Origin of the sequence: Sinosporangium album (assembly GCF_900100605.1) — a bacterium.
In the GTDB taxonomy this organism is placed as follows: Bacteria; Actinomycetota; Actinomycetes; order Streptosporangiales; family Streptosporangiaceae; genus Sinosporangium; species Sinosporangium album.
Window position 1 is genome coordinate 109,609 of sequence record NZ_FNCN01000015.1, and the last position, 14,604, is coordinate 124,212.

The following is a 14,604-nucleotide window of genomic DNA, read 5'->3' on the forward strand; positions in this document are numbered from 1 at the left end:
TGTCTGGCACTACCAAGAAAAGGATCATCCATGGCCGAACGTCGAATCCTCATCCGTGGCGGACACATCCTCACCATGGACGACCAGCTTGGTGACTTCGAGACAGGCGACCTCCTGATCGAAGGCACGCGCATCGCCAAGGTCGCCGAGCATATCGACGAACCGGCGGACGAGGTCATCGACGCCCGCGGCACCTTCGTGATCCCGGGCCTGATCGACACGCACATCCACCTGTGGCAGACGACGGTACGAGGCACAGCGGTCGAGATCATCGGGCCGGAGTACCAGGCGAACGTCAAGCGGCTGCGCTTGAACTACACCGCGCAGGACAAGTACGTCGCCAACTACGTCGGCGCGTTGGAGGCCGTCTCCGGTGGCACCACCACGGCGATCGACCACTGCCACGACGTGCCGAGCAACGAGCACTCCCACGCGACCCTCCGGGGCACGCGCGAGGCCGGCCTGCGCACCGTCTACGCGCCCACGATGAACTCGCGCGCGGAGGGCAACCCGTCGACCCACGCCGAGCGGCTCGCCACCGTCCTCGACGCCCGCGACCGCATCCTCGCCGATGACAACAACGGGCTGCTGTACCCGGGCATGGCGCTCACCGACGTACCGTTCGTCAAGGCTGCCGGTGACCGCTGGGAGTGGCTGACGCGGGAGGCGGAGTTCGCCCGCGAAAACGGGATCTTCATGACGATCCACACCACCTCCCAGGACCACATGACGAAGCTGCACGGCCTCGGCGTGCTCGGCTCCGACCTGGTGCCGTCGCACTGCCGGGTGTTCAGCTCCCACGAGTACGACCTGCTCCAGGCCAACGGGATGTCGGTCAACATCACCCCCGTCGCCGACTACCGCCACGGCCTGTGGTGGCACGTGTCCGAGGCCGTACGGCGCGGCCTCAACGTGTCCTACGGCATCGACAGCGTGGTGTTCGGCGCGGGCAACCTGCTGTCGCAGATCCGCCTGGCCGGCGAAATGCAGCGGTCGAGCGACATGTGGACCGAGCGCATGCAGGGCCGCGGTGAGATCCGCCGCCCCGGTCTGCCGCTGATCGACGCCGCCGACATCCTCAAGCAGGCCACGCTCGGCGGGGCCATCGCCCTGGGCCTCGCCGACAAGGTGGGCAGCCTGACCCCGGGCAAGCAGGCCGACATCGTCCTGATCAAGGAGAACGAGTTCGGCCTGACCCACGCCTCCCCCGCCGCCTACGTCGTCTACGACACCGACCGGCAGAGCGTCGACACCGTCATCATCAACGGCGAGGTGCGCAAGCGCGACGGCCGGCTGGTGGACGTGGACTACGACCGCATCCGGGCCATGGTGAACGAGTCGGCGGCCCGCATCTGCGGCACGCCGATCGAGGGCGTGCGCCGCGTCTGGTGGGCGCCGAAGGAGGCCCGCGCCGCGTGGGACAGCGTGGCCCCCGCCAAGGACCTCGGCGCCGACCACGGCGAAGCCGCCCAGGAGCGCGTGGGCGCCCCCTACGCGGGCTGACCTCACCCTGTGGCCCCCAGGCCCGCCCCCGACGGCGCGAGCCAGGCTTGCGACCTAGTCCATCGGTCGCGGCCCGGCTCGCGTCATTTCCCAGGACGGCCGTGCCATGTCGCGGCTATGCGTCGCGGCTATGCGTCGCGGCTATGCGTCGCGGGTTCGCCCGTCAGAGGCATACGGCTTGCGCCGGCGCCCGGCCACCTCCCGGCATGGCCGGCGGGTGGGTGTCCCGTCCGTGCGAGCCGCCAGGTCGAAGCCGGGCTGAACAATACGGGCCCTGGCCTGCCTGGCTGTGCCGTACAAAAACAAAGAGGGCGCCTAGGCGCCCTCTTTTGCCTCGGTCAGCGTTTGGCTGTTATGCCTTGCCCTTGACGCGGGCCACGCCGGAGGCGGTGGCGACGCGGCGGACGGCCTTGGAGACCGCGGGGACGACGCGCGGGTCGAACGCGCTCGGGATGATGGCGCCCTCGGCGAGGTCGGCCTCGCCGACCAGGGACGAGATGGCGCGGGCGGTCTCGATGATCACGTCGTCGGTGACGGCGGAGGCGCGCACGTCGAGCAGGCCCCGGCAGATGCCCGGGAAGGCCAGCACGTTGTTGATCTGGTTGGGGAAGTCGCTGCGCCCGGTGGCGACGATCCGCACGTTGCCGGGCACCTCGCTCGGCAGCACCTCGGGGATCGGGTTGGCCAGCGCGAACACCGCCGCGTCGTCGCTCATGAGGGCGAGCAGGTCCGGCGGCAGGAGGCCGGGGCCGGAGACGCCGATGACGGCGTGGCTGCCGGTGAGGGCGACATCGAGGCCGCCGGTGAGGCCGGCCCGGTTGGTGGTCGCGGCGAGGTCCGCCTTGGGGCCGCTGAGCCCCTTCCTGCCGGTGTGCACGATGCCTTCGCGGTCGACGCACACGACGTCCTGCGCGCCCGCCTCAAGCAGCAGGTGGGCGCAGGCGGACCCGGCGGCGCCGGAGCCGAGCATGACGACGCGGGTGTCGGCCAGGGGGCGGCCGGTGAGCCGCTCGACGGAGAACATGCCGGCGAGCACGACGGCGGCGGTGCCGTGCTGGTCGTCGTGGAAGACGGGGATGTCGAGGGCGTCGCGGAGCCTGCGCTCAATCTCGAAGCAGTCGGGGGCGGCGATGTCCTCCAGCAGGATCGCGCCGTAGCCAGGGGCGAGGGAGGCGACCGCGTCGATGAAGCTGTCGATGTCGCGGCGGTGCATCACGAGCGGTACGGCGTTGACCCCGCCGAACTCCTTCAGCAGGACGGCTTTGCCCTCCATCACCGGCAGCGCGGCCTCGGGGCCGACGTCGCCGAGTCCGAGTACGGCGGAGCCGTCGCTGACGATGGCGACGGTGGAGCCCTTGGCCGTGTAGTCCCAGACCAGGTCGCGATCCTCGGCCACGGCGGCGCTGACGCGGCCGACGCCGGGGGTGTATGCCTGGGCGAGCGACTCGGGCCCGGTGAGGGCGACGGTGGAGCGGATTTCCAGCTTGCCGCCTTCGTGGAGGGTGAAGACGGGATCGGGCATGGCGGAAGAGTCGGGGGTCACTCGGACGGGTCCTCTCGGCTGACGGGGATGGGGACGACCTCTCGTGCCGACACCCCCGCCGTGTGTACGGCCGTCGCATGAGTGGTGGGGGCGCACGTCTGGCCGGAGTCACATGAAAGGCTAGTGGCTAATTGGCATGGCCACAAGGCGTGTGGTGGGGCCCCGGCTCCCCACTCCCTGCCCTCGGCCTCGCGCTAACCTGCGAGGTAGGTGTGATCGACCAGGCCGCGCTCCTCGCCGAGCACGCGGTCAACGTCGTGGACGCCCGTGCGGAGCGCGTCGAACTGCACACGTGGTCTCACGAGGGTTACGGCCTGCTTTAACGCCGCTTCAGGTGGTCCAGCATCACCTCGTGGTGGTGGAGCACCGCGGCCACCGCCGCTTCCTCGTCCGCCTCCTCAAGAGCACTCATGATCGGCTCGTGGATGGCGATCAGCTTGGAGGCGGCGTTGGGCTTGAGCCAGGCGGGCACGCGCTCCGCCTGGATCCAGGGCTCGTACTCGTAGCGGATCACCGCCATGTGCACGCTCTCGTAGATCGAGGTGAGGAACGGGTTGCCCGAGCGCCGCACCACGGCGGCGTGGAAGACGGTGTCGGCGGCGATCCACGCTGACGTGCCGCCGCCCACGCTCTCCTTCAGCCGCTTGAACGCCGTGCGGACCTCGTCGAGGTCGCCGGCGGGCTCACGCCGTACGGCCTCCCGGACACCCATCGTCTCCAGCCACAGCCGCAGCTCGGCCATGTCGGAGACCGACTCCTTGTCGAGGTCCAGCATGAGGCTGACCGAGGCGGTGATGATGCGGTCGGGGCGGTGGACGACATAGGCCCCCGAGCCCGGCCGGATCTCGACCAGCCCCATGAGCGACAGGGTGCGCAGCGCCTGGCTCACGGTGGGGCGGCTCGCGCCGAAGCGGGTGGCGAGGTCGCGCTCGGAGGGGAGCCTGGTGTTCTCGGCGAGGTCCTCGCTCACGATGAACTCGCGGATCTGCTCGGCCACGAGCTCCGACAGCCGACTCACCGTCACCGGGCGGACGGGGCCGAGGTCCACGGGGCCGGGACGGCCGCGCCCCGCACGGCCGACGGAGTCGTTCGACGCCTTCACCGAAGGACCGTCCCCCCAGGCACGGGCGTGACGCCCTGGCATACGCGAAACGCCCCGGAAACCACTGGCGGCACTCTGCGCACAATGCGAGCCGACGAGAACTCCATGCCCACGAGCCCCCTCGTTTCGAGCAGTTTTCCAATCCATGATGGATTCATGTCTTACCGCCGACAAGCAGGGGAAGATGGGTGTTGACGCGGCTCAAATCCCCGGTTTACTGTGCAAGCGGCAAAGCCACTTTACCAAAGGGGGCTAATGTCGTCGAGTTGCGCACGTAAGAACCGACAGGTCACGGGCGGAGTCCACCCGCCCCGACGTCGGGCCCGGAGGACTCCGCCAAAGCCCTGCGGCCCCATCTAGCAGTCGGCTCCTCTAACAAGCTTCCCAGCCCACCGCTCCGGACGGGCCACCATCCGGCCCGCCCGATGAACGCGCACGCATCTACATCTCGCGTATCCCACAGTGCCGACTCCCACTGTGTTGATCCTTACCCGCCGCCATTGGCTCGCCGACAAAGCGGGGCCGAAGCCGCATCCCCTCATCCAGCACCCGGCCGGGAAAGCGGCACCATCGGCCGCCGGGGAGGGAGTGTCACAGTTGGCTAATTGGCTATGCCACAGTCTCATCCGGTGCCATGGCGCCCGTCAAGGTCACAACGGCCCGCACACCACCTTGACGCACAAAACGCCCACGCGAGACAATTGGCATAGCCACTTAGCCAAAGGAGGTCGGGTGCCTAGCTCGACGACCACATCCGAGGTGAGTATCAGCCGCTTCGCCGACACCATCCGTCTGCGCGCGGTAATGATGGTCGCGCCACAGGGGTTCGGCTATCTGGGCCAGGCACTCTCCTCAGCCGAGATCTTCGCCGGCCTCTACACCCACGCCTACCGCCCCGGGCACGACCGCCTGGTCTGCTCGCCGGGGCACTACATCATCGGCGCCTACGCCGCGGGAGTGGAGATCGGCCTGCTGCCCGAGGAGGCCCTCCTGACCTACGGCCAGGACGACTCCGACCTCGAGGCCATCGGCACAGAGACCTCTCCCGCCGTGGACCTCACCTGCGGTTCCCTCTCCCAGGGCCTGTCGGGCGGCGTGGGCCTCTCCCTGGCCGACCGCATCAAGGGGGAAGCCGGCCGCCGCGTCTTCGTCCTCGCGAGCGACGGCGAACTGGAGGAGGGCCAGACGTGGGAGGCGGCGATGTTCGCCGCACACCAGGGGCTCGGCGCGCTCACCGTCCTGCTCGACGCCAACGACTCCCAGGTGGACGGCCCGGTCTCCGAGATCACCACCGTCGAACCGATCGCCGGCAAGTGGGAGGCGTTCGGCTGGCACGCCGTGGACGTGGACGGCCACGACCCCGAGCAGTTGGTGCGCGCCCTCGATGAGACCGGGAGCGACCCCAGGCCGAGCATCATCATCGCCCGCACCTCCACCCGGCAGGGACTCGCCTGCCTGCCCGAGGACGCCGACGGGCACTTCATCAAGCTTCCCCCGGACCTGGCCGAAGCGGCCGTTCAGGAACTGGAGAGCCGCCTTGCGTAAGCCGCCCTACCCCACCGTGCTCAAGCCGTACGGCCAGGCGCTGCTCGACCTCGCCAAGGAACGCGAGGAGATCGTCTGCCTGTCGGGAGACCTCACCCGCCAGTGTGAGATCGACCTGTTCCGCGACGCGCTCCCCGAGCGCTTCATCAACGTGGGCATGGCCGAGGCCAACATGATGGGCATCGCGGGAGCGATGGCCAGGCAGGGACTCATCCCCTTCGTCCACACCTTCGGGGTGTTCGCGACCCGGCGGCCGTTCGACCAGATCGTCAATGCGATCGCCTACCCGTCGCTCCCGGTGAGGATCGTCGGGTTCATGCCGGGCGTCTCCAGCCCCGGCGGACCCAGCCACCAGGCCATCGAAGACGTCGCGATCATGCGGGCCCTACCCAACATGACCGTGATCGACGTGGCCGACGCCGTGGAGATCCGCAAGGTGGTGCCGCAGATCGTCGATCTTCCCGGCCCGGTCTACCTGCGGCTCAAGCGCGGTGAGATCCCCGTCATCTTCGACGACGACCACGAGTTCTTCCTCGACCGCGCCCAGGTTCTGGAGAGCGGCGAGGACGTCGCCGTCATCGCCAACGGCATGATGCTCTCCTCCGCCCTGCTCGCCGCCGAAGCCCTGCGCGGCGCCGGGATCTCCGTGGCCGTGGTCAACGCCCCCGTCGTCAAGCCGTTCGACACCCGCACCGTCGAGGCGGTGGCGCGCGGCGTGCGCGCGGTGGTGACCGCCGAGAACCACACGATCGTGGGCGGCCTGGGCACCGCCGTGGCCGAGACCCTCGCCGAGGCCGGCCTGGGCCGGCCGCTGCGTAGAGTCGGACTGAAGGACACCTTCGCCGAGGGCGCCAAGACCGCGCCCCACCTCTTCAAGAAGTACGGCCTGTCCACCCAGGACATCATCGACGCCGCGTGGAACGCGCTCGGACGCACCGACAGCGCCCCGACCGCCGCCCCTACCCCGGCCGAAACCGGCGAATACGCACCGGTCTAAGACGCCGATTCACGACAGGAGACGGCAATGACCACCAACTACGCCACCAAGCAGCAGGCCCCCAACTACGCCGCCAACCAGCAGGCCACGCCCATCGCCTCGCCCGGCGCCAGCATGGGAGTCGACTGGGAGCGCAGGGTCGACTTCGACCGCCTGCGGCGCGACCGGTTCGCGAAGGTCCAGGCCGCGCTGCGCGAGTCGCACCTCGGCGCACTGATCCTCTTCGACATGAACAACGTGCGCTACACGACCGCGACGCACATCGGGAACTGGGCCAGGGACAAGCTGTTCCGCTGCGTCCTGGTCATGCGCGACCACGACCCGATCCTGTGGGACATCGGCTCGGCCGCCCGCACCCACCAGCGCCACGCCGACTGGTTCGACGCCGCGAGCTGGCAGGCCGGCCTGTCGAGCTGGCGCGGCTCCATCCCCGTCGAAGTCGGGATCGAGCGCGGCAACGCCGCCCGCATCGCGGGCATCCTGCGGGACAACGGCCTGGCCGGTGAGCCGATCGGCGTCGACGTCGTCGAACTGCCCGTGCTGCGCGCCCTTGAGGCCGAAGGGCTGCACATCGAAGACGGCCACGGCTTCATGCAGGAAGTGCGCCAGATCAAGACCTTCGACGAGGTCGCCCTGCTCGACCACTCGGCCGCGCTGGTCGACGGCGCCTACGAGGAGCTTTACCGCGCGCTGCGGCCGGGCATCCGCGAAAACGACATCGTCGCACTCGTCAACAGCTACCTCTACGCGCACGGCTCGGAAGAGGTCGAGGCGGTCAACTCGATCTCCGGCGAGCGGTGCAGCCCGCACCCGCACGTGTTCTCCGACCGGCTGATCCGCCCCGGCGACACCGCCTACTTCGACATCATCCACTCCTTCAACGGCTACCGCACCTGCTACTACCGCACCTTGAACGTGGGCGGCGCGAGCCGCGCGCAGCGTGAGGCGTACCGCCGGGCCAGGGAGTTCATGGACGGCGCGATCTCCGAGATCCGCCCCGGCGCCACCTCGGCCGACGTGGTCAGGCACTTCCCCGCCGCGCAGGAGTTCGGGTACGAGACCGAGGAAGAGGCGTTCGGCCTGCAGTACTGCCACGGCCTCGGCCTGTCCAACTGGGAACGCCCCCTGATGAGCCGCCTGCACTCCTTCGAACACCCCATCACCCTGCACGAAGGCATGGTGTTCGCGATCGAGACCTACTGGCCGACCCCCGACGGGTCCGCCGCCGCCCGCATCGAAGAGGAGGTCGTCGTCACCGCCAACGGCTGCGAACTGCTGACCCGGTTCCCCGCCGACCAGCTCTACGTCGCCGGCACGCGCTACTGGACCGGCCTCGAATTCGGCACGAACGAGTCCTGAGGAGAATCGCGATATGACGATCGAACTGAAGACCGTGGGCTGGCTCGGCTGCGGACGCATGGGCACCGCCGCGGCGATACGCCTGATCAACGCCGGTCACCCGGTGACCGTGTGGAACCGTACCAAGAGCAAGACCGCTCCCCTGACCGACGCCGGCGCCGGTGTGGTCGACACCATCCCCGAACTCGCCGACAACGACATCGTCTTCGTCTGCGTTTCGACCTCCTCCGACCTCGAAGAGGTCGTCATCGGGCCGAACGGCCTGCTGTCGCGCGACCGCAAGCCGAAGATCGTCGTGGACTGCTCCACCGTGTCGGCGGAGAGCTCGGCGCTGGTACGGCAGCGGGCCAGCGAGGCGGGCGTCGCCTTCATCGCCTCCCCCGTCAGCGGCAACGCCCACGTCGTCGCCGAAGGCGGCGCGTGCCTGATCGCCTCCGGCCCGCGCGAGATCTACGACGTGGTCGAGCCCTACCTCAAGACCCTCGGCAAGGTCGCGGTGTGGGCCGGCGAGCAGGAGCAGTCGCGCCTGGTCAAGCTGGCCCACAACCTCTACCTCGGCATGATGGTGCAGGCGCTCGCCGAGGTCACCTCGCTCGCTGAGAAGGCCGGAGTGCCGCGGGCCAACTTCCTGGAGTTCCTGAACGGCACCGTCCTCGGCTCCGATTGGGTGCGCAAGCGCACCCCCGATCTCGTGGCGTTCGACCTCACGCCGACGTTCACCATGACACTGCTCCGCAAGGACTTTGACCTGGGCCTGGCCGCGGCCAGGGCAGAAGAAGTCCCCATGCCGGTGGCTGCTACCGTGCATCAGAACATCCAGGCCGCGATCGGTCTTGGCCACGCCGACAACGACTTGCTGTCGCTGTTCGCAGCGCAGGCCACCCTCGCTAATCTCGACGTGGAGAAGAATTGACAGCACTACAGCAGGCTCTCAGTCGCTGCCCCACCGACCTGCTGATCGATGGCAAGTGGGTGCCGTCCGGCGACGGTAGCCGCATCAAGGTCGTCGACCCGGCCACCGCCGAGGTCTTCGCCGACGTCGCCTCCGCCACCGTGGAAGACGCCGTCGCCGCCGTCGAAGCCGCCGAGCGCGCCCTGCCCATCTGGGCGGACACCCCGCCCCGGGAACGTTCCGTAGTGCTGCGCCGCGCTTACGAGCTGATGATCGAACGCCGCGAAGAGTTCGCGGCGCTCATCAGCGCCGAGAACGGCAAGGCTCTCGCCGACGCGCGAGCCGAGCTGAACTACGCGGCGGAGTTCTTCCGCTGGTTCTCCGAGGAGGCCGTCCGGCTCTCCGGAACGATCCAGACCGCCCCGGCGGGCGGCTACCGGATCGTCGTGGACCGGGCTCCGATCGGCGTCGCCGTACTCATCACGCCGTGGAACTACCCGGCGGCGATGGCCACCCGCAAGATCGGCCCGGCGCTCGCCGCCGGCTGCTCGGTCGTCCTCAAGCCCGCCAGTGACACGCCCCTGACGGCGCTCGCCATCGGCGCACTCATGCTGGAGGCCGGCGTGCCGGCCGGAGTCGTCAACGTCGTGCCGGCCAACCGCTCCAGCGCCGTCGTCTCCGCGCTGCTCGCCCAGCCGGCCGTACGGAAACTCTCCTTCACCGGCTCCACCGAAGTCGGCCGCATCCTGCTCAAGCAGGCCGCCGAGCGCGTCATCAGCTCGTCGATGGAACTCGGCGGCAACGCCCCCTTCATCGTGCTGGCCGACGCCGACCTCGACGCCGCCGTCCAAGGCGCCATGCTCGCCAAGATGCGCAACGGCGGCGAGGCGTGCACCGCGGCCAACCGCTTCTACGTGCACGAGTCCGTCGCCGACGAGTTCAGCGCCAAGTTCGCCGAAGCCATGCGCGCCGTGCGTGTCGGCCCCGGTCTCGACGAGAACACCGAACTCGGCCCCCTCGTCAACGAGGCCGCCGTCGCCAAGGTCGACGAGCTCGTCCAGGACGCCGTCGGCAAGGGCGCCGTGATCCGCACCGGCGGACAGGCCCCCGACCGCACCGGCTACTACTACGAGCCCACCGTCCTCGACAACGTCGCCCCGTCGTCGGCCATCCTCGACGAGGAGATCTTCGGCCCGGTCGCGCCCATCGTGCGCTTCACCGACGTCGAAGACGCCATCCGCCTCGCCAACGACACCCCCTACGGGCTCGTCTCCTACCTCTACACCACCGACCTGCGCGAAGGCATGCGCGTCGCCGGCAAGCTGGAGGCCGGCATGGTCGGCCTCAACCGCGGCCTCGTCTCCGACCCCGCCGCGCCGTTCGGCGGCGTCAAGGAAAGCGGCCTCGGCCGCGAAGGCGGCCACGAAGGCATGCTGGAGTACACCGAGACGAAATACATCGCCACCGACTGGTGACACCACCGCGCCGGGGCGTGAGCGGCCCACCCCTCACGCCCCGGCGCCGGTTCACCCCTACCCCACCGGTACCGGCCGGCGCTCACACCCCCGGTACCGGTTTTCCTTCCCACCTGGCCCAGCAGATGGCCAGCGGGACCCTTTACTTCATGCTCCGCATGACTGGACACTTCATCCCTAAGCGCCAGCGATGCCACCAAAAGGCACGAACTCCCTCCCCTCGACTCGGGGTGCGTCTGTGCGCGTCAGGCCGTGAGTGGATACCGCGAAAACAGATCACGCACCTCAAGTACGTCTCTGTACGACTTCAGGCGGCCGAGCATGACCCTTGCTCGCTGCGTGGTGCGTTCGCTGGCGAGGTCAGCCGATAGATCAAGCATCCGCGCCGCCGTCCGTGCAGCCTCCTCCGGTTCGTTGGCGTCGGCCAAGGCGACGACGAGCCAAGACAGGTAGAGCGCGAGCTCGCGCGCATGCGTGGCGTCGTACCGGGCGAGTACGGTCGTCAGAAGCGGTACCGCGCGCAATGGCCTGTGCAGTTCGGTGTAGACGCGCGCCTCCATGACCTGAAGTTCGCCCGCCTCGACCCAATAGAGGTAGGGAGGGCTCTCTTCATCCCGGTCACCAGCCAGCGCAACGTTAGCCTCACCAAGGGCGCGCATAGCCCCCTGTGCATCTCCGCAGCGAGCGTGCGCCCATGCCAAGCGGTCCCAAGCCAGAGCCCTGGCCCGGCCGGGCGAGTGGGACCCCATGACTTCAAGCGCGACAAGAGCAAGCGCAGCAGCTTCCCCCGTATCGCCCGTGTTGGCGATCTGGTAGGCCAGCGACCCGAGGAGGTTGCTCTCCAGTGTCTGGTCCCCTGCCTCGCGCGCCGCGCTGATCCCGAGTTTGTAGGTCCTCGCGGCTTCCTCGTGCCGTCCGGCATCCGAGGCGATCCATCCGGCGATCTGCGCCCCCTCGCCGATCACGGTGAGCAGCGCGCGGCCGACTTCCTCGGCATGAGCGGCCTCCCGATAGAGCCGTACGGCCGCCCCGAGCTCTCGGAAAGCGGTATCGATGAGGTCGTCGCCCCCCAGCAGGTCGTCGGCGAGCCGAAGCCCATGCACACGAGCCGCCAGGTCGGACACTGTGCTCGGCCCTATACGGCGACCGCTCCGGGCACCGAGCGGGGCGAGCGGATCTCCCTCGGGCATGATCGCCGCGAGGATGTCTGCCGGACTGCGCAGCGACGGCATCAGCGGGTCACCGAACAGGACGTCGTGGTCGATGCAGAACGCGTGGGAGAGAAGCATGGGGTAAGGGTCGCGCGGGCGGTATCGCCCGTGCTCCCAGTTGCCTATCGACTTCACCAGCGAGGTCCGTTCGGGCATGGAGACGCCCATCTCGGCGGCGACCTCGGAAACCTTCTTGGCCAACTGCCTCTGCGACCACCCGCGGGAGACCCGCTCGCGAGTGAGCCGCGCGCCCAAAGCAGGAAATTTTGACACGACACCTCGGGAGTTGGAGGGGCGAATTTCCTCTAGCTTCCCTTATCGCAAGCCAGCCTGGAACGGTTTCCAAGAGACGGATTATGGGAGCCGAAACGGCATAACGCGTCTACGCCCGCTCTCTCCCCAAGCGCCTCCGCCGTCATTCCCCGACCAGCGGAGAATCGCTCGTTCCGGCCACTGTGACCAGCTCGCGCATCTCCTCTGCACTGGCATGCGCGCCGACCTCGGCAAGGGTCTGGGCTGTGTTTCGCAGTTCCGTCACGGCGTAAGGGTTCACCGCAGCGGCGTCCGGGGCGGCGTTCGCGGCCACCGACGCTGCGGCCTCGGCATCGCCCTCGACAGCGAAAGCCCTGGCCAGGCAGGCGCCGAACCACGCGCGATCGCGGCGGTAGGACTCCGGCAGATCCGACAGGCCGCGCTCGATCAGGTTCGCCGCGCGCCTCCCTTCGCCAAGCTCCAGCTCGGCCATCCCGCGCTGCATGAGAAACCAGTGCTCGCCGTAGAAGTACATCCATGCGGGTTCCTCATCAGGGCGCTCCGCCGCCCGCCTGATCAGCTCCTCGGCCTCTCCAAGAAGGGTCCGCGCCTCGTTGGCCTCGCGTAGCTGTGCGTGGCCCCGTGCGGCCATCTGGGCAGCCATCCCCTGGACGCCGAGGGAGGTTCGCCCCTCATGCCAGCGGGACGCTTCGGCGAGCCGTACGCACCGCTGAGAGTCCCCCATGCTCCACGCCTGATGTGCCTTCATGTTGAGCGTCGTCGCTGCGAGGGACGCGTCACCGGCTTCCAGGGCCCAGGCGTGCGAGCGGTCGTACCAGTGCAACGCTGTGGCGAGGTCACCGGAATCCTGGCACATCCACGCGACGAATTGGGCGTACTGAGCAAGGGTGCCCACGATGCGGTCGCTGAGTGGCCCTGTGGCTCCGCGCGCGAGGTCCACCACCGTCGCGAGCTGAGCGCACACAATAGGCAGAAGCGGCTTACTCCCCAAGGTGTCCTCGATGCGGCGGTGTTCGGCGAGACAGCGTTCCAGCCATTCGATCGTCGCGAGGTCGATACGCTGTGGCCCCTCGATGGCCTTCGTGATCCTTTTGTACAGATCCGCATCTGGTGCCAGCGAGGGGATCTCCAGCGTCGGGACCGGTGTCGGATCACCGAATAGAACGTCGTGGTCGATGCCCAGCGCTCGCGCGAGCAGCACCGGGTACGGGTGGCGTGGTTGGTATCTGCCGTTTTCCCAATTCCCGATTGATTTAACCAGCGATGTCCGTTCAGGCATGGAGATGCCCATCTCGGCCGCGACTTCAGCAAGCTTCCGCGCCAATTGCCTCTGCGACCACCCGCGCGAAATTCGTGCACGGGCGAGCCGTTCACTTAGGGCCGGAACCTTTGACATGGCAGGCACCTCGCGATTAAGAGCCGACTTTCCTCTAGTTTCCCCTATCGCGGGCTGCCCAGGAACGGTTGTCAAGCACTGGGATAGAGCTGCAAGCGCCCCGAAGGCGGGACAGACCCGCCAAGCCGCGCGAACGGCCGGACGGGTCCTTGATCGGGCACCTGCAGGTCCGTCCTAATGCCAGAACGGAACAGGCAGGACCACCTCCAAACGCCCCCGCCGCGTTCCCAACCCCAGAGAAACGGAGACAGACCCGATGACCACGGCAGCACCCGACCCGCTCCCCGCAGCGGTGCGCACAGTCAAGGCAGCCCGCCTATGACCTCCTCGCCAGGCACCGCCCGTGAACAAGAGCTGATCAACAGCCTGCAGACCCACCTGCTCCACCAGGGCGTGCAGGCCAGGCCGGGAACAGACGCCGCGGAACGCCCCTGCCTGGACGTCCCTGACCGCCGCGGCATCACCCGCCGCGTCTACATCGACCTGGCGTTCCGCCTGTTCCATTGGGGCGACCTGGCCGACGAGACCGTCCCCATGGCCCCGCCAGAGGACGCGGCCCGTGCCCTCGTCCAAGCCGCCGAGCGCGGCTGGCACGAAGGCGGACAGCCTGAGTACCTTACGCTCCCGCAGTCACCCGACCGCCTCGGATACCCGTGACCGCCGCACACGAGCAATCCCAGCCCGCCATACATCGACGACAGGACCGGACCCCGCCGTGCAAGAGTGGACCCGCGCCCATCCCCCCTACCGGCAGATCGCGGACCGGCTCCTATCCGACATCGCACAAGGAGTCCACTTGCCGGGCTCCTACCTCCCCTCCGAGACGGCGCTCATCGCCAGGTTCCAAAGGTCGCGCCGCACCGTACGGCGGGCGCTGGAGACCATGGCCGACCTCGAAATAGTGGTTGCCGTCCAGTCCAAGGGCTGGATGGTTCGCCCTCTTGACGACCACCAGGGCCCGACCTTGCTCCACCGCTACCAGGAGATCGCCGAAGACCTGTCGAGGCGGATCGCCGCCGGCCGCTACCCCCTCGGCTCGTTCCTCCCCGGCGAACTGGAACTCGCCCAGGCGTACCAGTGCAGCAGGCCCACCATGCGCAAAGCGCTCCGGCTCCTCCAGGAGCAGGGCCACATCACCTGCCTGAAAGGCATCGGCCGCAGGATCGTCCACACCGGACCGCAAACCGCAGCTCAGGGCAGTCCCCCTGCTGCACCAAGCCCCCGTTGACTCGCACCCATCGGGAAGGCCACTGGACAGATCGCATGGGCCCGCGACGCGACGGCCGACCCACAGGCTGTTGCCGATGA

General features: G+C 68.7%; 12 protein-coding genes. 8 read left to right on the forward strand and 4 right to left on the reverse strand.

Going from position 1 to position 14,604, the window contains the following annotated elements; genetic code table 11:
- Positions 1–30: 30 nt before the first annotated feature.
- Positions 31–1,503, forward strand: a complete 1,473-nt coding sequence (locus BLQ73_RS17550) for an amidohydrolase family protein (RefSeq protein WP_093171537.1) — start codon at positions 31–33, stop codon at positions 1,501–1,503.
- A 352-nt stretch (positions 1,504–1,855) separates the two neighbouring features.
- Here the strand turns inward: BLQ73_RS17550 and BLQ73_RS17555 are convergent, their stop codons facing one another.
- Both BLQ73_RS17555 and BLQ73_RS17560 read right to left on the reverse strand, forming a co-directional pair.
- Positions 1,856–3,025 (reverse strand): NAD(P)-dependent malic enzyme, encoded by a 1,170-nt coding sequence (locus tag BLQ73_RS17555; protein WP_093171572.1) that lies wholly within the window; start codon positions 3,023–3,025, stop codon positions 1,856–1,858.
- A 340-nt stretch (positions 3,026–3,365) separates the two neighbouring features.
- A complete protein-coding gene (locus tag BLQ73_RS17560; RefSeq protein ID WP_218125904.1) occupies positions 3,366–4,148 on the reverse strand; it encodes a FadR/GntR family transcriptional regulator in 783 nt (260 codons plus the stop codon).
- 732 nt (positions 4,149–4,880) lie between these two features.
- On the opposite strand from BLQ73_RS17560, the gene BLQ73_RS17565 reads away from it, so the two are divergent.
- The 5 genes from BLQ73_RS17565 to BLQ73_RS17585 are packed head-to-tail and all read left to right on the forward strand — an operon-like array spanning position 4,881 to position 10,416.
- Entirely contained in the window at positions 4,881–5,693 is an 813-nt protein-coding gene (locus tag BLQ73_RS17565; protein ID WP_218125905.1) for a transketolase, read from the forward strand.
- Positions 5,686–6,690, forward strand: a complete 1,005-nt coding sequence (locus BLQ73_RS17570; protein WP_093171538.1) for a transketolase family protein — start codon at positions 5,686–5,688, stop codon at positions 6,688–6,690. The genes BLQ73_RS17565 and BLQ73_RS17570 overlap by 8 nt, the downstream gene beginning before the upstream one ends.
- 27 nt (positions 6,691–6,717) lie before the next feature.
- Positions 6,718–8,049, forward strand: a complete 1,332-nt coding sequence (locus BLQ73_RS17575) for a M24 family metallopeptidase (protein ID WP_218125906.1) — start codon at positions 6,718–6,720, stop codon at positions 8,047–8,049.
- Positions 8,050–8,062: 13 nt separating this feature from the next.
- Positions 8,063–8,962, forward strand: a complete 900-nt coding sequence (locus BLQ73_RS17580) for an NAD(P)-dependent oxidoreductase (RefSeq protein WP_093171539.1) — start codon at positions 8,063–8,065, stop codon at positions 8,960–8,962.
- Entirely contained in the window at positions 8,959–10,416 is a 1,458-nt protein-coding gene (locus BLQ73_RS17585; RefSeq protein ID WP_093171540.1) for an NAD-dependent succinate-semialdehyde dehydrogenase, read from the forward strand. The genes BLQ73_RS17580 and BLQ73_RS17585 overlap by 4 nt, the downstream gene beginning before the upstream one ends.
- A 245-nt stretch (positions 10,417–10,661) precedes the next feature.
- Here BLQ73_RS17585 and BLQ73_RS17590 read toward each other — a convergent pair whose 3' ends face one another.
- Positions 10,662–11,828 carry an NsdA family TPR-like regulatory protein gene (locus BLQ73_RS17590; RefSeq protein ID WP_245691161.1) on the reverse strand — a complete coding sequence of 389 codons (1,167 nt, stop codon included), beginning with the start codon at positions 11,826–11,828 and terminating at the stop codon, positions 10,662–10,664.
- Positions 11,829–12,042: 214 nt separating this feature from the next.
- The gene (locus tag BLQ73_RS17595) at positions 12,043–13,296 is read right to left on the reverse strand and encodes a helix-turn-helix transcriptional regulator (protein WP_143020309.1); all 1,254 of its coding nucleotides are present in this window, start codon (positions 13,294–13,296) and stop codon (positions 12,043–12,045) included.
- A 318-nt stretch (positions 13,297–13,614) separates the two neighbouring features.
- On the opposite strand from BLQ73_RS17595, the gene BLQ73_RS31425 reads away from it, so the two are divergent.
- Positions 13,615–13,953 carry a hypothetical protein gene (locus BLQ73_RS31425; RefSeq protein ID WP_143020310.1) on the forward strand — a complete coding sequence of 113 codons (339 nt, stop codon included), beginning with the start codon at positions 13,615–13,617 and terminating at the stop codon, positions 13,951–13,953.
- A 58-nt stretch (positions 13,954–14,011) separates the two neighbouring features.
- Positions 14,012–14,524, forward strand: coding sequence for a GntR family transcriptional regulator (locus BLQ73_RS31430; protein WP_176955515.1), 513 nt, complete (start codon positions 14,012–14,014; stop codon positions 14,522–14,524).
- Positions 14,525–14,604: the final 80 nt, after the last annotated feature.